This window comes from Streptomyces sp. NPDC033270 (assembly GCF_055576575.1).
Genome location: NZ_JBVIRA010000008.1, coordinates 87,325 through 106,522 on the forward strand (window position 1 = coordinate 87,325; position 19,198 = coordinate 106,522).

Here is a 19,198-nt window from a genome sequence, read left to right on the forward strand (position 1 = left end):
CCTTTTTGGGGGGGGGGGGGGGGGGGGGGCGAAAAAGACCTGTCGGGGGGGGGGGGGGCGGGGGGTGGGGTGCCCCCCCCCCCCTCCCCCCCCCCCCCCCCCCCCCCCCCCGGGACCCGGGGGAAGGCTCACAGGCTGAGTTCCGGGTGCAGGTCCTTCATCCGTACGACCTGCCGGCCGCGCGCCGCGAGGGCGGTGAGCGCCAGCGCGCCGAGGGTGAAGGCGCCAAGGACCGCGCAGCCCTGCCAGACGACGGCGAGGTCGCCGCCGGTGATCAGGCGGCGCAGACCGTCGACGACGTAACTCATCGGCAGGAAGGGGTGGATGGCGGCGAAGAACCCGGGGCTGGTCTGCACCGGGTAGGTGCCGCCCGCCGAGGTCAGCTGGAGCATCAGCACGACCAGGGTCAGCACCCGGCCGGCCGGGCCGAAGAAGGCGCTCAGCAGCTGGATGATGGCCGTGAAGCAGGCCGTGGCCAGCAGCAGGAAGCCGATGGTGCCGGCCGAGCGGGCCATCTCCAGGCCGAGGGCCCAGTGCAGTACGGCCATCAGGGCAAGCACCTGCACGACGCCGACGGCGAAGGCCGGCAGCCAGGAGCCGAGGGCGATCCGCCAGCCCGGGGCGCCCGCGGCCAGTGCGCGCTTGCCCAGCGGCTGGAGCAGCATGAACGCGACCATCGCGCCGACCCAGAGGGAGAGCGGGATGAAGTACGGCGCCAGGCCGGTGCCGTAGTTGGGCGCCTTGTGCAGGGACTTGGCGGCCAGCTCGACCGGGTCGGCCATCACCTCGGTGCGGGCGTCGCGGTCCTTCTTGTCGTAGTCCGGGATCTTGGCGACGCCGCTGTGCAGCCCGTCGGCCAGCTGGTTGGCGCCGTCCTTGAGCTTGTAGATGCCGCCGTCGAGCTTGATCACGCCGTCCTTGGCGTCGCCGATGCCGTCGTGCACCTGGCCGGCGCCGTCGGCGATCTTCCCCGCGCCGTCGGCCAGCTTCCCGCTGCCGTCGGCGAGCTTGCCGGTGCCGTCGGCGAGCCTGCCGCTGCCGTCGGCGAGCTTGCCGGTGCCCGCAGCGAGCTGCTCGGCGCCCGCGGAGATCTTCTGCGCACCGTCGTTGAGCTGATTGATCTTGGCGACGGCGGTGTTCATCTTCTGCTGCGCGGTGGGAGCCTCCTGGGCGACCACCGTGGCGAGCCGGTGCAGCTCCCGCAGCTTGCGCTGCATGTCCTTGATGGCCGAGGTGTTCTCGCTGACCGTGCCGTTGGCCTTCTCCACCGTCTCGGCGGTGCGGGCGAGCCCGTCGGCGTGGGCCTTCAGTCGCGGGCAGTTGGCGGCGGGCGTAAGGCCCTCGCAGCTCTCCTTGTACACCGCGGCGGCCTCATCGGCGCTCTGGCGGGTCTGCGTCGCGGCCCTGGACATGTCGCCCGGCAGCCGGTCGAGAGCGTCGGCGATCTCCTGGGAGACCTCGGCGGCGACCCGAGCCTTCTCGCCCAGCTCCTTGCCGCGCCCGTCGACCAGCGGGTTCGCCTTGTCGGCCAGCTTGTTGGCCGTGTCGGCGAGCTCCTGAGTGCCGCCGGCCAGCTGGCCCATGCGCCTGCTGAGCTCCTGGACCCCGGAGTTGGCCTTTCCGACGCCCTCGTCGAGGTCCTTGGCCCCCTTGTCCACGCTCCCGGCGCCCTGGGTCAGCTCGCCCGCCTTGTCGTGCAGCGTGCCCGCGCCCTTGCTGACGTCGCCGGAGCCCTTGTCCAGCTTGCCCAGGCCGTCCTTGAGCTTGCCGGTGGCGTCCTTGGCGCTGCCGAGCCCGTCGTCGACCTTGCCGGCTCCGTCGGCCGCCTCGGCCGTCTTGTCGTGCAGGTCGGAGAAGGACACGAAGATCTTGTCGAGCATGGCCCGGGACGACGTCGCCGAGGTCTTCGCGCGCAGCTCGGAGAAGACCGTCTTGGAGATCGAGCCGACGATGTAGCTGTTGGCGTCGTTCGTACGGACCTTGAGCGCACCGGTCTGCGGGTCGTCGCCGGAGCTGGAGGCGATCCGCTCGCTGAAGTTGTGCGGGACCGTCAGGGAGAGGTAGTACGTGCCGTCCTCGACGCCCTTGGCGGCGTCCGCGGAGCTGACCTCCTGCCAGTCGAAGGTGTTGCTGTCCTTGACCTTCTCGGCCAGGTCGTCGCCGGCGGTGATCTTCTTGCCGTCGGCGGTGGCACCCCGGTCGTCGTTGACCAGCGCCACCGGGATCTTGTCCAGGCGGTCGTAGGGGTCCCAGAAGGAGCAGAGGTACAGGGCCCCGTACAGCAGGGGGATCAGCATCAGGGCGACCAGCCCCAGCCGGGGCAGCTTTCCCCTGCCGAAGCGCCTGAGCTCAAGCGCGGCCAGTTTCGGCGAACGCATGCGCCGCTTCCTCCTCGGTGGTGTGTGCGGTGGCCGGGACGTCCTGGCCGGGTGCCGGGTCGGCGGGTGCCGCGGCGGCCGCGGTGCGGACGATCAGTGCGTCCGCCGGTGCGTCGCTGCCGGCGGCCACGACGGTGGTGCCGGCCAGTGCGAGGTCCCGCAACAGCTGCCAGGCCTGGTCGCGTTCGGCCGCGGAGAGCTTGAGGTCGACGTCGTCGACGGCCAGCAGCCGCGGGCCGTGCATCACCGCGAGCGCGATCGACAGCCGCAGTGCCTCGATGCGCTCCAGGTCGCGGACGGCGGTGCCCAGGCCCTTGGGGAGTGCGTCGGTGTCGAGCCCGGCGGCCGTCAGCGCGGCGTCGATCCGGGCCCGGGTGGCGGCCTTGTGCTGCTTGCCCCAGGGCAGCGAGCCCTTCAGGCGCCGCCCCAGCAGGGCCTGTTCCTTGAGGTGTTCGCCGACCGTGAGGGCCGGTTCGAGGTCGGCGACGCCCGGTACGTGGGCGATGGCGGTGCGGGCGCGCACCGTTCCGATCCGCTTGGGCAGCGGGAATCCGGCGACCGTCGCCGTGCCCTCGGTGATCCGCATCCGGCCGGTGAGGGCGAGCAGCAGGCAGGTGCGCCCGGAACCCGAGGGGCCCTGGACGGCGATCAGTGAGCCCGGGTCCGCGGCGATGTCGACGCCTTGGAAGGCCCACCCCCGTGGGCCCCGCACTCCGATCCCCTTGGCGCTGACCGCCGCCCCCTGACGGGTGGTGTTCACAAACCCCTCCCCTTTTGATCTGACTGGTCAGTCTAAAAGTGTGCCGCAAGTGTGGCGCTTTGACCAATCGGAGCACTTCGGGCCGAGCGCGCCGGCGCGTCGATACGACCAAGTCCGTGACCCGGACGGCCTATTCGTCCTAAGGTGCGGGGCAGGCGGGGGCCTGATGATGTTCAAGGTGAAGTCCGTGTCGCGGGCCGCGGCGCGGACCGCGTACGTACGACGGAGAACCATGGAACACACGGCAGCTTCCCCCGCGGACCGCTCACCGCAGGGCCCGGACCGGCCGCGCGGCGGGCCCGCCGCCCGCCGCTCCCGCACACTCCTCGCCCCGATGCTCGCCACCGCGCTGGTCGCCGTCCTCGCGCCCATATCGGCGTCCGCCGCGCCGCCCCGGCCACACTCCGACGCCGCGGCCTCCCAGGGCCCCTGCGAGCAGGGCGACGGCTGGAGCGCCACGGCCACCACGATCGACCCCGAGGACGGCTACCACGCCTACGTCGGCAACGGCTACCTCGGACAACGGGTGCCGCCCAACGGCACCGGCTACGCGGCCCCCGGCGGCAAGACCGGCTGGCCGCTGAAGACCCCCGCCTACGACGGCTCCTTCGTCTCCGGGCTGTACGCCAAGGGACCCAAGAACGTCGAGGGGCGGCAGGCCGTCGCCGCGATCCCCACCTGGACCACCCTCGACGTCACCACCGGCGGCGAGCGCCCCGACACCTTCTCCTCCGCCACCCGGCCGGGCCGGATCTCGCACTACCGCCAGACCCTCTCGCTGCGCTGCGGATTCGTCCGTACGTCGCTGACCTGGACGGCCGCCGACGGCCGCCGCACGGACCTGGTCTACGACGTGCTCGCCGACCGCGACGACGCGCACACCGGCGCCGTACGCCTGCGGATGACGCCCCACTGGAGCGGCGCCGCCACCGTCACCGACACCCTCGACGGACGCGGCGCCCGCCGGGTGCAGCCGTCCAGGGCCCCCGCCGGCGGCCCGGCCGGCCCCGGCACGATGGACGTCGGCTTCCGCGCGGACGGTACGAAGACCGAGGGCGCGGTGGCCTCCACGCTGCGCACCGGTCCGCAGGTGCGCCCGGAGCGGCCCCGGCCGGAGCCCCGGGCCGACGGGCTGACCAGCCGGCAGCGGGTGACCTTCCCGGTCCGCGGCGGACGGACGTACGAGCTGACCAAGTACGTCGGCGTGGACACCGCGCTCACCTCCCGCGCCCCGCGCGCCGCCGCCCGCGCCGCCGCGCTGCGGGCCGCCGGCCGCGGCTGGCAGGACCTCTTCGCCCGGCACACCGCCGCCTGGCAGCGGCTGTGGCGCGCCGACATCGAGGTCCACGGGCAGCCCGAGCTGCAGTCCTGGGTGCGCTCGGCACAGTACGGGCTGCTGTCCGCCACCCGCCCCGGCAGCGCCAACAGCATCGGCCCGACCGGTCTGACCAGCGACAACTACGCCGGCGAGGTCTTCTGGGACGCCGAGACCTGGATGTATCCGGGGCTGCTCGCGAGCCACCCCGAACTCGCCAGGTCGATCGTCGACTACCGCTACCGGACCCGGGACCGGGCCCGCGCCAACGCCCACAAGCTCGGCTACGACGGGCTGTTCTACCCCTGGACCAGCGGCAGCGACGGCGCCCTGTGGAGCGAGTGCCACAGCTGGGACCCGCCGCACTGCCGGACCCAGAACCACCTCATGGGCGACATCTCCCTGGCCGCCTGGCAGTACTACCTCGCCACCAAGGACACCGCCTGGCTGCGCTCCCGCGGCTGGCCGGTCCTCAAGGGCATCGCCGAGTTCTGGGCCTCGCGGGCCACCCGCAACGCCGACGGCAGCTACTCGGTCAAGAACGTCGCCGGGCCGGACGAGTACAGCAACGGCGTCACCGACGGCGTCTTCACCAACGCCGGCGCCGCCACCGCGCTGCGCCACGCCACCCGCGCCGCCGCCCTCCTCGGCGAGCCGGCACCCGCCTCCTGGACCACGGTCGCCGACCACCTGCGGATCCCCTACGACAGCAGGAACAAGGTCTTCGAGCAGTACGCCGGCTACCGGGGCACGACCATCAAGCAGGCCGACACCGTCCTGCTGATGTATCCGCTGGAATGGCCGATGACGCCCGCACGGGCCGCGCGCACGCTGGACTACTACGCCGCGCGCACCGACCCCGACGGCCCGGCCATGACGGACTCGGTGCACGCCATCGACGCGGCCGGGATCGGCGAGCCGGGCTGCTCGACGTACACCTATCTGCTGCGCTCCATCAAGCCGTTCGTGCGCGGGCCGTTCGCGCAGTTCTCCGAGGCGCGCGGCAGCAAGGCCGGCGCCTCGGACCCGCACGCGGGGCAGCCCGCGCAGGACTTCCTCACCGGCAAGGGCGGCTTCCTGCAGACCTTCACCCACGGGCTGACGGGCCTGCGGCTGCGGGAGGACCGGGTGCGGCTGGACCCGATGCTGCCGCCGCAGCTGTCCGCCGGCGTCACCCTGCGCGGTCTGCGCTGGCAGGGGCGGACGTACGACGTGGCGATCGGGGCGCACCACACCACCGTGCGGCTGACCTCCGGGGCGCCGATGACCATCGAGTCGCCCCAGGGCGAGCAGCTCGTCAGCCGGGGCGTGCCGGCCGTCCTCAAGACCCGCCGCCCCGATCTGGCCGCGACCTCGAACGCCGCCCGGTGCACCCCGGCCACGGCGACCTCGCAGGAGCCCGGGATGTACGCGGCCGCCGCGGTCGACGGCAACGACACCACCGCCTGGGTCCCGAACGCCGCCACCGGCACCCTCACCGTCGACCTCGGCCGCACCCTCCGCGTCGGCCAGATCACCCCGCACTGGACCGCCACCCGCCCCAAGGCCTATCGCGCGGAGGTCTCCACGGACGGTGAGCACTGGACGGGGACGGGGTACGCGGGCCGGAGCCCGGCCCGGTACGTACGCGTCGTGGTGGAGGGCGACCGGACCCCGGCGCCCGACAAAAAGCCCAGGCCGCACCCGGGGATCACGGAGCTCACGGTGCAGCGTGTGAAGTGATCACGAACTGGATTGTTACGACGGGATGAAAATCGCACCCCGCGGCGTTGGTGCCTGGCGACAGGCGTCGACGGGCGGGAGGCATGGGGTGGCGGGCGCGGATACGGACACGGTCCGGGTGGGCTGGGCACGGCGGCTGACCCGGGACTGCTGGCAGTACAGGAAGGACGTCCTGTTCGCGCTCGGCTCCTCGCTCGCCGGGATGGGCGTACTGGCGCTGGTCCCGCTCGTGCCCAAGCTGATCATCGACGACGTCATCGTCCGGCACGAGCGCTCCCTCGCCCTGTGGTCCGGCCTGCTGATCGCGGCCGCCGTGGTCGTCTACGTCCTGACCTACCTGCGCCGCTTCTACGGCGGCCGGCTCGCCCTGGACATCCAGCACGATCTGCGGACCCGGATGTTCGCCGCCATCTCCCGCCTCGACGGCCGACGGCAGGACGAGCTGAGCACCGGCCAGGTCGTCGGCCGCGCCACCAGCGACCTGCAGCTGATCCAGAGCCTGCTGTTCATGCTGCCGATGATGATCGGCAGCGTGCTGCTCTTCGTGGTCTCGCTGGTGGTGATGGCGGTCCTGTCGCCCCTGCTGACCGTCGTCGCGCTCGCGGTCGCCCCCGCCCTGTGGTTCATCGCCCGGCGCAGCCGGGTGCGGCTGTTCCCGGCCACCTGGTACGCCCAGAGCCAGGCGGCCGCGGTGGCCGGCGTCGTCGACGGCGCCATATCCGGTGTCCGGGTCGTCAAGGGCTTCGGCCAGGAGGAGCAGGAGACCGGCAAGCTGCGCGAGGTCTCCGGCCGGCTGTTCGCCGGGCGACTGCGCACGGTCCGCCTCAACGCCCGCTACACCCCCGCGCTGCAGGCCGTGCCCGCCCTCGGCCAGGTCGCGATGCTCGCCCTCGGCGGCTGGATGGCCACCCGCGGGCAGATCACCCTCGGCACCTTCGTCGCGTTCTCCACGTACCTGGCGCAGCTGGTCGGACCGGTCAGGATGCTGGCGGTGATGCTGACCGTCGGACAGCAGGCGCGCGCCGGCGTGGAGCGGGTCTACGAGCTGATCGACACCGAACCCTTCATCCAGGAGCGGGCGGACGCCCACGAACTGCCCGCGAACGCCCCGGCCACCGTCGCCTTCGACCGGGTGACGTTCGGCTACGCACCGGCACACGACGGCGACGGGGTCGGCCCCGCCCGCCCCGTCCTGGAGGACTTCTCGCTGCGCATCGAGGCGGGCGAGACGGTCGCCGTGGTCGGCACGTCCGGCAGCGGCAAGTCCACCGTCTCCCTGCTGCTGCCCCGCTTCTACGACGTCACCGCCGGCCGCGTCCTGGTCGGCGGCCACGACGTGCGCACGCTGACGCTCGAGTCGCTGCGGGCCGCCATCGGCCTGGTCCCCGAGAGCAGCTTCCTGTTCTCCGACTCGGTGCGCGACAACATCGCCTACGGCCATCCGGAGGCCACCGACGAGCAGGTGCGCGCCGCGGCCCGCGCCGCCCAGGCGGACGGCTTCGTCTCCGCGCTCCCCGAGGGCTATGACACCAAGGTCGGCGAGCAGGGGCTGACCCTGTCCGGCGGCCAGCGGCAGCGCATCGCGCTGGCCCGGGCCATCCTCACCGACCCCCGGCTGCTGGTGCTGGACGACGCCACCTCCGCCGTCGACGCCCGGGTCGAGCACGAGATCCACGAGGCGCTGCGCGGCGTCATGGCGGGCCGTACGACCCTGCTCATCGCGCACCGCGCCTCCACCCTGGCGCTCGCCGACCGGGTCGCCGTCCTCGACGGCGGGCGGCTGGTCGACGTCGGCACCCAGGACGAACTGGCCGAGCGATGTCCCCTCTACCGCAGACTGCTGACCGACCCCGAGGAGCTGGGCGGCGTCGAGCGCGACCCGGCGGGCGAGCCGGCCGGCGCCCCCACGGCGACCGGGCTGCTGGAGTTCACACCCGACGGCGGCGGACCGGACGGGCTCGACGGCCTAGACGGCGAGGCGGACGGCGAGCGGGGCCGGCCGGGCCCGGCGGCCGGAGCCGTCACCCCCGAGCTGTGGGTCCGCCGCGAGCAGGACGCCGAGGCGGGCGGGGCCGGCGTCGCGCCCCGCGCGGCCGCGGCCGGACCCGGCCTGGGCGCCGCGACGGCCGGGACACCGGCCACGCCCGAGCTTCTCGCCCAGGTCGCCGCGCTGCCGCCGGCGAAGGACAGCCCCGGCATCGACGAGGACCGGGCGGTGCGCCCCGAGCGCTCCTACGGTCTGCGCCGGCTGCTGCACGGCTTCGGCGGACCGCTGGCCCTCGCCCTGGCGCTGGTCGCCGTGGACGCCCTCGCCGGGCTGATGCTGCCGGTCCTGATCCGCCAGGGCATCGACGAGGGCGTCCGCCGGGGCGCGCTCGCCGGCGTCTGGGTCGCCGCCACGCTCGCCCTGATCGTGGTGCTCGCCCAGTGGGCCGCGCAGATCGGCGGCAACCGCATGACCGGGCGCACCGGCGAGCGGGTCCTGTACTCCCTCCGCCTGAAGATCTTCGCGCAGCTGCAGCGCCTCGGGCTCGACTACTACGAGCGCGAGCTGACCGGCAAGATCATGACCAGGATGACGACGGACGTGGACGCGCTCTCCACGTTCCTGCAGACCGGACTGGTCACCGCACTGGTGTCGATGCTGACGTTCTTCGGCATCCTCATCGCGCTGCTCGCCATCGACGTCCAGCTCGCCCTGGTCGTCTTCGCCACCCTCCCGCCGCTGATCATCGGCACGTACTTCTTCCGCAAGCAGAGCGTCAAGGCCTACGAGCTGGCCCGCGAGCGGATCAGCACCGTCAACGGCGACCTCCAGGAGAACGTGGCCGGGCTGCGGATCGTCCAGGCCTTCCGGCGCGAGCGGCGCGGCCAGGAGCGCTTCGCCGCGCGCAGCGACGACTACCGCCGGGCCCGGGTCCACGGCCAGTTCCTGATATCCGTCTACTTCCCGTTCGTCCAGCTGCTGTCCTCGGTGGCGGCCGCCCTGGTGCTGATCGTCGGCGCCGGCCGGGTCGGCTCGGGCACTCTCACGGCCGGCGCCCTGGTGGCGTATCTGCTCTACATCGACCTGTTCTTCGCCCCCGTCCAGCAGCTCTCCCAGGTCTTCGACGGCTACCAGCAGGCCTCCGTCTCGCTCGGCCGCATCCAGGAGCTGCTGCGCGAGCCGACCACCACCCCCGCCGCCGAGCGCCCCCGCGAAGTACCCGCACTGCGCGGCGAGATCGTCTTCGACGATGTGCACTTCCACTACGGCAAGGGCCAGGAGCCGGCCCTCGCGGGCATCAAGCTCGCCATACCGGCCGGCCAGACCGTGGCCTTCGTCGGCGAGACGGGCGCCGGCAAGTCCACCCTCGTCAAGCTGGTGGCGCGGTTCTACGACCCGTCCTCGGGCGCCGTCCGGATCGACGGCACCGACCTGCGCGAACTGGACCTGACCGGCTACCGCCGCCGCCTGGGGGTGGTCCCCCAGGAGTCCTACCTCTTCGCCGGCACCGTCCGTGACGCCATCGCCTACGGCCGCCCGGACGCCACCGACGCCGAGGTGGAGGCCGCGGCCCGGTCCGTCGGCGCCCACGAGATGATCGCCACGCTCGACGGCGGCTACCTCCACGAGGTCGCCGAGCGCGGACGCAACCTCTCCGCCGGCCAGCGGCAGCTGCTGGCGCTGGCCCGCGCCGAACTCGTCGACCCGGACGTGCTGTTGCTCGACGAGGCCACCGCGTCCCTCGACCTGGCCACCGAAGCCGTCGTCAACCAGGCCACCGACCGCCTCGCCGGCGCCCGCACGACCATGATCGTCGCCCACCGCCTGACGACCGCCGCCCGCGCGGACCGCGTCGTGGTCCTCGACCAGGGCCGCATAGCCGAGGACGGCAGCCATGCGCAACTCCTCGCGCGCAACGGGCGGTATGCGCAGCTGTGGCGCACCTTCACGGGCGAGGAGGAGGAACTGGTGGCCTGACGGCCCCGCGGCGCGGCGCCCTCCCCGCGCCGCTCGGCGGAGATCCACCGGATGGCGCCGGGGGCTGGTGGCACCCCCGGCGCGCCGATAGGTTCAGCCCCACCTTTGCTATCCCAAGGGGAGGGTGCATGCGCAAGGCCACCAGATGGCTGCTGTCGCTCGCCGTGCTCATAGGCACGGCCACAGCCGGCAGCGCCTCGGCGGGAGCGGCCACCGCCGCCGAGCCGAAGACCGAGGACATCAAGGACCGGATCCTGGCGATCCGGGGGATGAGCCTCGTAGAGGAGAAGCCGGTCGACGGCTACCGCTACTTCGTTTTGAACTACACCCAGCCGATCGACCACCGGCACCCCTCGAAGGGGACCTTCCAGCAGCGGCTGACCCTGCTGCACAAGTCGGTCGATCGCCCGACGGTGTTCTTCACCTCGGGCTACAACGTCAACACCACGCCGTCCCGCAGCGAACCCACCAAGATCATCGACGGCAACCAAGTATCCCTGGAGTACCGCTACTTCACCCCGTCACGGCCCGCGCCCACGGACTGGCAGAAGCTGGACATCCGGCAGGCCGCCAACGACCAGCACCGCATATTCCAGGCGCTGCACAGCATCTACGGCAAGAACTGGATAGCCACCGGCGGCAGCAAGGGCGGCATGACCGCCACGTACTACCGTCGCTTCTTCCCGCACGACATGAACGGCACCGTCGCCTACGTCGCGCCCAACGACGTGCGCAACGACGAGGACGCCGCCTACGACCGGTTCTTCCAGACCGTCGGGACCGCGCAGTGCCGCACCGACCTCGCCGCCATCGAGCGCGAGGCCCTGGTGCGCCGCGAGGAGATGGTCGACCGATTCCAGGCCTGGGCCGACAAGGAGAAGCAGACCTTCAAGACCGTCGGCAGCGCCGACCGGGCCTATGAAGTCATGGTCACGGACCTGGTGTTCGGCTTCTGGCAGTACCAGCCCGCCGAGACCGCCTGTGCCGAGGTGCCCAAGCCGACCGTCTCCACCGACGAGCTGTGGAAGTGGATGGACAAGGTCGGCGGCTTCGACAGCTACACCGACCAGGGCATGGAGCCGTACACGCCGTACTACTACCAGGCCGGCACCCAGCTCGGCGAGCCCGGCTACGCCTACCCGAACCTGGCCGGCCTGCTGAAGTACCCCGGCATCAACAACTCCCGCAGTTTCGTCCCCCAGGACATCCCGATGCGCTTCGACCAGCGCGCGATGCCCGACGTCGACCGCTGGGTGCGCCACCACGCCGAACGGATGATGTTCGTCAACGGCGAGTACGACCCGTGGAGTTCGGAGCACTTCGAGCTCGGCGCGGGCGCCCGTGACGCGTACCGGTTCACCGTCCCCGGCGGCAACCACGGCGCCAACATCGCCAAGTTGAAGGAGGCGGACCGCACCAAGGCCACCGCCGCGCTCCTGGACTGGGCCGGCCTCCCCGCCCCGAGCGGCCGGGCCACCCCGCTGGCCCCGTACAACAAGAAGCTGGACCAGCAGGAGATGCGCCGCATGCCGATGCTGCGGCCGTGACGCGCTGAGAGCACGCCACGGCGCGCTCCCCGCGAGCGGGGGAGCGCGCCGTGGCCGCCGCCGGGGCGGGTCAGGGATAGGCCAGACCGTGGCCGATCGGGAACAGCTCCTGGCCGGGGGCGTCGGCGCGCATTATCGCCACCGGCAGCCGGCCCGCCGGGTCCCGCCGCCCGGCGATCACCCGGGCCGCCGCCCGCAGCTCCACATCCGTCCAGGAGTAGCTCGCCAGAGCCGCCCGGACGCCGTCGAGCTGGGCGATGTCGTAGGGGTTGCGGACCGCCAGCTGCACCACCGGCTTGCCGGTGCCCAGCAGCGCGGCGACCAGCTTGCGCTGGGAGGACCCGGCGGAGACGTTGTACGTCGCCACCACCACCGCGTCCCGCTCGCCGAGCGCCGCCACCGCCTCGTCGATCCGCCGCTGGTCCGGCGTCGGGCCCGTGGCCAGCGCATGGGCCGTGAAGCCCAGTTCGGTCAGGGCCTTGGCCAGCACCGCGGTCGGCGGGCCGCCGGTGCCCGACGGCGCGGCCGCGTCCACCCCCACCACCAGTACCCGGGGCTGCCGGCGCCGCGACAGCGGCAGGATGCCGGCGTCGTTGCGCAGCAGCGTGGTCGTACGGCCCGCGATCCGGTCCGCGGCGGCCAGATGCTCGCGGGTGCCGACCACCCGGTCCACGTCCCGGTGCGTGGTGTACGGGTCCCGGAACAGCCCGCGCCGCTCCTTGAGCAGCAGGATGCGCATCAGCTTGGCGTCGATGTCGCGCTCCGTCAGCTCGCCGTCCGCCATGGCCTGGACGACCGCTGCGTGCGCCACGGACAGATCCGGCGGGTTCAGCAGCTGGTCGACGCCCGCCTTGAGCGCCAGGACCGGCACCCGGGCGTCGCCGTACTTCACCCGTACGCCCTCCATGCCGAGTGAGTCCGTCACCACCACACCGTCGTAGCCGAGCCGCTCGCGCAGGATGCCGGTGAGGATCGGGCGGGAGAGGGTGGCCGGGTCCTCGCTCGGGTCGAAGGCGGGCACGACGATATGCGCCGTCATGATCGAATCGATGCCGGCCTCGATCGCCGCCTTGAACGGCGGCGCGTCCAGCCGCTCCCACTCCTCGGCACTGTGGTGGATGTACGGCAGCCCGACATGGCTGTCGGTGTCGGTGTCGCCGTGGCCGGGGAAGTGCTTGGCGCAGGCCGCGACCCCGCCGTCCTGATAGCCCTTCACCTGGCTGCCGACCATACGGGCCACGGCCTGGGGGTCGGCGCCGAAGGAGCGGACGCCGATCACCGGATTGGCGGGATTGACGTTGACGTCGGCGACCGGCGCGTAGTCCTGCCGGATGCCCATGGCGTACAGCTCCCGGCCGGCGATCCGGCCCGCCGTACGCGCCCTCGCGGCGCTGCCGCCCGCACCGAGCGCCATCGCCCCGGGCAGCAGCGTCGCGGGGGCGCCGACCCGGGCCACTATGCCGTGCTCCTGGTCGGTGGAGATCAGCAGCGGCACGGGCACCCGCTGGGCGGCGGCGGCCTTCTGGATGCCGTTGGACAGGTCGGCGATCTGATGCGGCTCGCGGGTGTTGTGCGCCCAGCCGAAGTAGATGATGCCGCCGACGTGGTACTTGGCGATCAGCTCCGCGGCGTTGGCGACGCCGATCTCCTTCTGGTTCGCGGCCACGTCCGCCGGGTCGGGGTCGGTGGCGGAGTGCCCGTAGACACGCATCACGAAGAGCTGGCCGGCCTTCTCCTCCGGCGTCATACGGGCGATCAGGCGGCGCAGCCGTGCCCGGGTGCCGGAATCGGGGACGGGCTGCTGCCCGGCGGCGGGTGGGGCGGCGCCGGCGGGCACGGCGCCGGCGGCAGCGGCGGCCGCGGCGGCCGCGGTGGTCAGGACGGTACGTCTGGAGTGCATCTGCGCTCCTTCCGGGGGGCTTCCTCGACTGGTTGAAGGAAACTTCCAAGGAGACACGGATAGCCGGAAAACTATTGTCGGTCAATGACTCCATCCGAGGCGGCGCCCAGCTCTTGCGGGGCGGGCCCGGGTGTGTGAGGGGGCTTCAGAACGCGCGCGGCGGACCGGGGCGGGCCGGTCAGGGAGCGGCGGCCTCCAGGAGGCGCTGGAGGTATGCGCGGCCCGGCGCCAGCAGGTCGGGGAGGTCCGGGGCCTGGGGATACCAGCGCTTCTCGTACTCCCAGCACAGCCAGCCGCCCGGGCCCTGGCCGCCGGCGCCCTCGAACGCGTGCGCGGGGCCCTGGGTGCCCCGGACGAGCGCCGCCAGGACGGCGTCCAGCGGCACGGAGCCGGCCCCGAGCGGGACGGGAGTGGTGTCCTTCGCCGAGACGACGTCCTTGACCTGGACATAGCCCAGCTGCGGGGCGAGCGCGGCGTGGGTGTCGGCGGGCTCCTCGCCGCCGAGCCAGCTGTGCAGCACATCCCACAGCGCGCCGATGTGGCGATGGCCCACGGGGCCCAGGATCCGGGCGGCGGCCGCGCCCGTGCGGTGCGAGTCATGGGTCTCCAGCAGGACCCGGACGCCCCGCTCGGCCGCGAGCGGAGCCACCGCGGCGAGCCGCCGGGCGGCATCGGCCTCCGCCTCGGCCGCCGGCCGCCCGCCGCCCCCGGGGAACACCCGCACGAAGCGCGCACCCAGATCGGCGGCGAGCCACACCAGCTCGCTCAGCTCGTGCGCCAGCTCCTCCTCGCCCGCCGTGTCCCGCGCGGCGGCGACCTGCGCGTATCCGGCGACGGCCAGGACCTCGACACCGGCGTCGGCGAACTGCCCGCGCACCGCGGCCCGTTCGCGCATCCCGAGCAGGGGGTGCACCGGCTCCTCCGCATGGGCGCGCAGCTCGACCCCCTGATACCCGGCGCGGGTCGCCAGCCGCAGGACGTCGGCCACGGGCATGCCGGGCACCCCGAGAGTGGAGAACGCCCATCGCATCGCCGTCACAGCCTCAGCCTCCAGTCCTGGCCGACCAGGTCGCGCCCGAAGCTGTGGTGCGGCGACTCGGCGACCAGCTCGAACCCCGCCTGCTGATAGATCCTGCGGGCCGAGGCGAGCACGGAGTTGGTCCACAGGACCAGCTCCTTGTAACCGGCGCCCCGGGCGAAGTCCACACAGGAGTCGACGAGTCGGCGCCCCAGGCCGTGCCCCCGGGCGCCGGGCTCCACGAGCAGCAGCCGCAGCCGGGCGACCTTGGGCCTGCCGTCCCGTACGCACATCACCGCGCCGCCGCGCTCGCCGTCCAGCTCCGCTATCCAGGTGCGGTCCCAGAGCGGGTCGAAGTTCTCGGCGTACTCCGCGACGATCCGGGCCACCAGCGCCTCATAGCTCAGATCGAAGCCGTACTCGGCGGCGTAGAGCGCGGCGTTGCGCTCCACCATCCAGCCCAGGTCCCCGGGGCGGGAGGTGCGCAGCGCGACCTGGGGCGCGGGCGCCCGGCCACCCGTCCGGCCCTGCGGTGCCGGGGCCGGACGCACCGCCTCCGGCGCGTTCAGGGGCGACGGCGCGCCCTGCTCGTCCTCGGTGCCGTCCCCCGCCTCCGCGGCCTCGCCGAGGAGGGCGCGGATCGTCCGCATCGAGGCGACCACGCGGGCCCGGTCCGCCGCCGGAAGGTCCCGCAGCAGCGAGCCCGCGGCGTCCTGCGAGCGCTCCTCCAGCAGGCCGGCCGCCTCCCGGCCGTCCTCGGTCAGGGTGATGCGCTGCCGGCGGGGATCCCGCTCGGACCGGCCGCGGCTGATCAGCTCGCGCTGCTCGAACTTCCCCAGCAGCCGGCTGAGATAGCCGGCGTCCAGGGACAGCGAGGAGCGCAGGTCCGCGGCGTCCACCCGCTGGTGGTGGGCGAGCTCGTAGAGCACCCGGGCCTCGGTGAGGGTGAAGGGCGTGTACAGATGCCGGCCGTAGTCGAGCGCGCCGATCAGGTTCGTGTAGAAGCGGTTGAATCTGCGCAGCTCGCGGATGTCGGCCGCGGAGCGGGACGCTGCGCCGGGCGCCGTATCGGATGCCGTACCGGTTGTCATCGTCGACCACCTCACCCTTGACTCAGTCAAGGGTACGCGGGTGGGGCCGGTCCGCGCACCCCCCTTTCTCCGTTTGGCCGCCGGCGCAGACCGGTACGTACGACCTGACAGCGCACGCACACCCCCGCTCACACGATTCGCATCCTGAGAGAGGCCGGGCCGTGACACGCACGACCGTACGCATCGCCATGAACGGCGTGACCGGACGCATGGGGTACCGCCAGCATCTGGTCCGCTCCCTCCTCGCCCTGCGCGAACAGGGCGGCCTCGAACTGGCCGACGGCACGGTGATCTGGCCGGAGCCGGTGCTCGTCGGCCGCTCCCCGGACAAACTGCGGGCACTGGCCGAACGCCACGGCCTGACGGAGTGGAGCTGCGACCTCGACGCCGTACTGGCCGACGACGCCATCGCCGTCTACTTCGACGCCCAGGCCACCGCCGCCCGCCCCGAAGCCGCCAAGAAGGCGATCGCCGCCGGAAAGCACCTGTACGTCGAGAAGCCCACCGCCCGCGACCTCGCGGGCGCACGGGAACTCGCCCGGCTGGCCCGGGACGCCGGCGTCAAGAACGGCGTCGTCCAGGACAAGCTCTTCCTGCCCGGCCTGCGCAAGCTCCGCCGCCTCGTCGAGGGCGGCTTCTTCGGCCGCGTGCTGTCCGTGCGGGGCGAGTTCGGCTACTGGGTCTTCGAAGGCGACTGGCAGCAGGCGCAGCGCCCCTCCTGGAACTACCGCGCCGAGGACGGCGGCGGCATCGCGGCCGACATGTTCCCGCACTGGGAGTACGTCCTGCACGAGCTGTTCGGCCCGGTGCGCACCGTCCAGGCGCGGATCACCACGCACATCCCGCGCCGCTGGGACGAGTCGGGCGCCCCCTACGACGCCACCGCCGACGACGCCGCATACGGCATCTTCGAGCTGGCCGGCGGCGTCGTCGCGCAGATCAACTCCTCCTGGGCGGTACGGGTGCACCGCGACGAGCTGGTGGAGTTCCAGGTGGACGGCACCGAGGGATCGGCCGTCGCCGGACTGCGCCGCTGCCGCGTCCAGCACCGCTCCACCACCCCCAAACCCCTGTGGAATCCCGATGTCGCGGCGTCCGAGTCGTTCCGCGACCAGTGGCAGGAGGTCCCCGACAACGCCGCCTTCGACAACGGCTTCAAGGCGCAGTGGGAGCTGTTCCTGCGGCACGTCGTCCGCGACGAGCCCTGGCGCTGGGACCTGGCCGCGGGCGCCCGCGGCGTCCAACTCGCCGAACTGGGGCGCCGCTCCTCGGCGGAGGGGCGCCGCCTGGACGTACCGGAGCTGAGCCTGTGAACGCGCCGGCCGCCGACCGGCCCCGCCCCGCGCCCACGGCCGGCGCGACCCCGTCCGCGCCCCCCGGCGGGGCGCCGCCCGCGCCACCCCCGCTGCGCTCCCGCACCGTCTACGCCGCCGCCCACGTGGTCGCCGATCCGCTCGCCGACACCCACCCAGGCGGCCCGGCCGCCCTCGACTGGGACGCCACCCTCGCCTTCCGCCACCACCTGTGGTCGCACGGCCTGGGCGTGGCCGAGGCGATGGACACCGCGCAGCGCGGCATGGGCCTGGACTGGGCCGGCGCCGCCGAGCTCATCCGCCGCACCGGCGCCGAGGCCCGGGCGGCCGGCGGCCTGCTCGCCTGCGGGGCCGGCACCGACCAACTGCCGCCCCAAGGAGCCACGCTGCCCGACGTCCGGGCCGCCTACGAAGAGCAGCTCGCCCTCGTCGAGGACGCCGGCGCCCGGCCGGTCCTCATGGCCTCCCGCCAGCTCGCCGCGGCCGCCACCGGACCCGACGACTACCTGGAGCTCTACGGCGGCCTGCTGCGCCAGACCACCCGGCCGGTGATCCTGCACTGGCTCGGCCCGATGTTCGACCCGGCGCTGCACGGCTACTGGGGCAGCACGGATCTCGACGCCGCCACACAGACCCTCCTCGACCTCGTCACCGCACACCCCGGCAAGGTGGACGGAATCAAGGTCTCCCTCCTGGACGCCGGCCGGGAGGTACGGCTGCGCCGCCGCCTCCCGGGGGCCGTGCGCTGCTATACGGGCGACGACTTCCACTACCCCGAGCTGATCGCCGGCGACGACCACGGCTTCAGCCACGCCCTGCTGGGCGTCTTCGACCCGCTCGCCCCCCTGGCCGCCGACGCCGTACGCCGCCTCGACGCCCAAGGCCCCGAAGCCACCGCCGCGTTCCGCGCCGCCCTGGACCCGACCGTCACCCTGGCCCGCCACCTCTTCCAGGCGCCCACCCGCTACTACAAGACCGGGGTCGTGCTGCTGGCCTGGCTGGCGGGCCACCAGTCGCACTTCACCATGGTCGGCGGCCTGCAGTCGGCCCGCTCACTGCCGCATCTGCGCCGCGCCCACGAACTGTCCGACGCGCTGGGCCTGTTCCCGGACCCGGAGCTGGCCGCCGCCCGGATGCGCGCTCTGCTCGCGCTCCACGGCGCCGACGACCCGGCCGCACGCACCGTCAGGCCCCTATGACCCCCGCCGCCGCCCCCGCCCCCCTCGACCGCCTGAGCCTCAATCAGGAGACCGTCCGGCAGTGGTCGCTGCCCGACCTGGCCAACGGCTGCGCACGCGCGGGAGTACCGGGCGTGGGCCTGTGGCGCGCCCCGGTGCGGGAGTACGGGGTGGCCGCGGCCGCCCGGCTCGTACGGGACGCCGGGCTGCGGGTCACCAGCCTGTGCCGGGGCGGGTTCTTCACCGCGGAGGACCCCGGTGAGCGGGCCGCGGCGCTGGACGACAACCGGGCGGCCCTCGACGAGGCGGCCGCCTTGGGGACCGGCACGCTCGTCCTGGTGTCCGGCGGGCTCCCGGCCGGCAGCCGGGATCTGCCCGGCGCCCGGGAACGCGTCGCCGACGCGCTGGCCGAACTGGCGCCGTACGCCGCGGAGCGCGGCGTACGGCTGGCGATCGAACCGCTGCACCCCATGTACGCGGCGGACCGCTGCGTGGTCTCCACGCTCGCGCAGGCGCTCGACCTCGCCGAGCGGTTCCCCGCCGACCAGGTGGGGGTCGTCGTGGACACCTACCACCTGTGGTGGGACGACACGGTCGGCGCGCAGATCGACCGCGCGGGCGGCGGCACGGACACCGACGGCACGCGGACGGGCGCCGAGGAGGCCTGCGGGACGGGGACCTGTGGCACCGCGGGCACACGGATCGCGGCCTTCCAGCTCGCCGACTGGGTCACCCCGCTGCCCGAGGGCGCCCTGCTGGGACGCGGGCAACTCGGCGACGGGGCGGTGGACCTGCGGTGGTTTCGGGAGCGGGTCGAGGCGGCGGGCTACCGGGGGCCGATCGAGGTGGAGATCTTCAACCCGGCGCTGTGGGCCCGGGACGGCGCCGAGGTGCTGGCCGAGGTGGTCGACCGCTTCCGGACGCACGTCGTCAGGTGAACGTCCGGCATACAACTGGTGACGGTGAAATAACTCTGCGGATGCGCGCAACCGTTGGCGGCCCCTGTCGGTCA

General features: G+C 73.4%; 11 protein-coding genes. 6 read left to right on the forward strand and 5 right to left on the reverse strand.

Annotation, left to right across the window (positions count from 1 at the left end):
• Positions 1–128 precede the first annotated feature (128 nt).
• The gene (locus ACZ5XZ_RS14355) at positions 129–2,378 is read right to left on the reverse strand and encodes a YhgE/Pip family protein (protein WP_468977637.1); all 2,250 of its coding nucleotides are present in this window, start codon (positions 2,376–2,378) and stop codon (positions 129–131) included.
• On the reverse strand, positions 2,350–3,138 hold the full coding sequence (locus ACZ5XZ_RS14360) for an ATP-binding cassette domain-containing protein (RefSeq protein WP_468977639.1): 789 nt from the start codon (positions 3,136–3,138) through the stop codon (positions 2,350–2,352). Before ACZ5XZ_RS14360 ends, ACZ5XZ_RS14355 begins: the two co-directional genes overlap by 29 nt.
• Before the next feature lie 232 nt (positions 3,139–3,370).
• Between ACZ5XZ_RS14360 and ACZ5XZ_RS14365 the strand changes: the two genes are divergently transcribed.
• The 3 genes from ACZ5XZ_RS14365 to ACZ5XZ_RS14375 all read left to right on the forward strand — a co-directional run bounded on the left by ACZ5XZ_RS14365 (position 3,371) and on the right by ACZ5XZ_RS14375 (position 11,686).
• Positions 3,371–6,175, forward strand: coding sequence for a discoidin domain-containing protein (locus ACZ5XZ_RS14365; RefSeq protein ID WP_468977642.1), 2,805 nt, complete (start codon positions 3,371–3,373; stop codon positions 6,173–6,175).
• 25 nt (positions 6,176–6,200) lie between these two features.
• Entirely contained in the window at positions 6,201–10,139 is a 3,939-nt protein-coding gene (locus tag ACZ5XZ_RS14370) for an ABC transporter ATP-binding protein (protein WP_468977643.1), read from the forward strand.
• Between the two features lie 128 nt (positions 10,140–10,267).
• Positions 10,268–11,686 carry a S28 family serine protease gene (locus ACZ5XZ_RS14375; protein WP_468977645.1) on the forward strand — a complete coding sequence of 473 codons (1,419 nt, stop codon included), beginning with the start codon at positions 10,268–10,270 and terminating at the stop codon, positions 11,684–11,686.
• Positions 11,687–11,756: 70 nt separating this feature from the next.
• Here ACZ5XZ_RS14375 and ACZ5XZ_RS14380 read toward each other — a convergent pair whose 3' ends face one another.
• From ACZ5XZ_RS14380 to ACZ5XZ_RS14390, 3 genes are all read right to left on the reverse strand, one after another.
• Complete coding sequence (locus ACZ5XZ_RS14380) at positions 11,757–13,586, reverse strand: glycoside hydrolase family 3 protein (RefSeq protein ID WP_468977647.1); 1,830 nt, start codon at positions 13,584–13,586, stop codon at positions 11,757–11,759.
• 178 nt (positions 13,587–13,764) lie between these two features.
• On the reverse strand, positions 13,765–14,616 hold the full coding sequence (locus ACZ5XZ_RS14385; RefSeq protein WP_468977864.1) for a sugar phosphate isomerase/epimerase family protein: 852 nt from the start codon (positions 14,614–14,616) through the stop codon (positions 13,765–13,767).
• 5 nt (positions 14,617–14,621) lie between these two features.
• Complete coding sequence (locus ACZ5XZ_RS14390) at positions 14,622–15,695, reverse strand: bifunctional helix-turn-helix transcriptional regulator/GNAT family N-acetyltransferase (RefSeq protein ID WP_468977649.1); 1,074 nt, start codon at positions 15,693–15,695, stop codon at positions 14,622–14,624.
• A gap of 161 nt (positions 15,696–15,856) precedes the next feature.
• Here ACZ5XZ_RS14390 and ACZ5XZ_RS14395 point away from each other — a divergent pair, with 161 nt between their 5' ends.
• From ACZ5XZ_RS14395 to ACZ5XZ_RS14405, 3 genes are read left to right on the forward strand one after another with little or no spacing between them, the layout of a single operon-like run.
• A complete protein-coding gene (locus ACZ5XZ_RS14395; protein ID WP_468977651.1) occupies positions 15,857–17,008 on the forward strand; it encodes a Gfo/Idh/MocA family protein in 1,152 nt (383 codons plus the stop codon).
• Positions 17,005–18,207 carry a dihydrodipicolinate synthase family protein gene (locus ACZ5XZ_RS14400; RefSeq protein ID WP_468977653.1) on the forward strand — a complete coding sequence of 401 codons (1,203 nt, stop codon included), beginning with the start codon at positions 17,005–17,007 and terminating at the stop codon, positions 18,205–18,207. The genes ACZ5XZ_RS14395 and ACZ5XZ_RS14400 overlap by 4 nt, the downstream gene beginning before the upstream one ends.
• Positions 18,204–19,124: a sugar phosphate isomerase/epimerase family protein gene (locus ACZ5XZ_RS14405; RefSeq protein ID WP_468977655.1), complete on the forward strand. Its 921-nt coding sequence runs from the start codon at positions 18,204–18,206 to the stop codon at positions 19,122–19,124. Before ACZ5XZ_RS14400 ends, ACZ5XZ_RS14405 begins: the two co-directional genes overlap by 4 nt.
• The last annotated feature ends 74 nt before the right edge of the window (positions 19,125–19,198 follow it).

Coding starts and splice junctions, on each gene's coding strand:
- ACZ5XZ_RS14355 (WP_468977637.1), bottom strand. CDS start 2,378: ATGCGTTCGCCGAAACTGGCCGCGCTTGAGCTCAGGCGCTTCGGCAGG.
- ACZ5XZ_RS14365 (WP_468977642.1), top strand. CDS start 3,371: ATGGAACACACGGCAGCTTCCCCCGCGGACCGCTCACCGCAGGGCCCG.
- ACZ5XZ_RS14370 (WP_468977643.1), top strand. CDS start 6,201: ATGAAAATCGCACCCCGCGGCGTTGGTGCCTGGCGACAGGCGTCGACG.
- ACZ5XZ_RS14375 (WP_468977645.1), top strand. CDS start 10,268: ATGCGCAAGGCCACCAGATGGCTGCTGTCGCTCGCCGTGCTCATAGGC.
- ACZ5XZ_RS14380 (WP_468977647.1), bottom strand. CDS start 13,586: ATGCACTCCAGACGTACCGTCCTGACCACCGCGGCCGCCGCGGCCGCC.
- ACZ5XZ_RS14385 (WP_468977864.1), bottom strand. CDS start 14,616: ATGCGATGGGCGTTCTCCACTCTCGGGGTGCCCGGCATGCCCGTGGCC.
- ACZ5XZ_RS14390 (WP_468977649.1), bottom strand. CDS start 15,695: ATGACAACCGGTACGGCATCCGATACGGCGCCCGGCGCAGCGTCCCGC.
- ACZ5XZ_RS14405 (WP_468977655.1), top strand. CDS start 18,204: ATGACCCCCGCCGCCGCCCCCGCCCCCCTCGACCGCCTGAGCCTCAAT.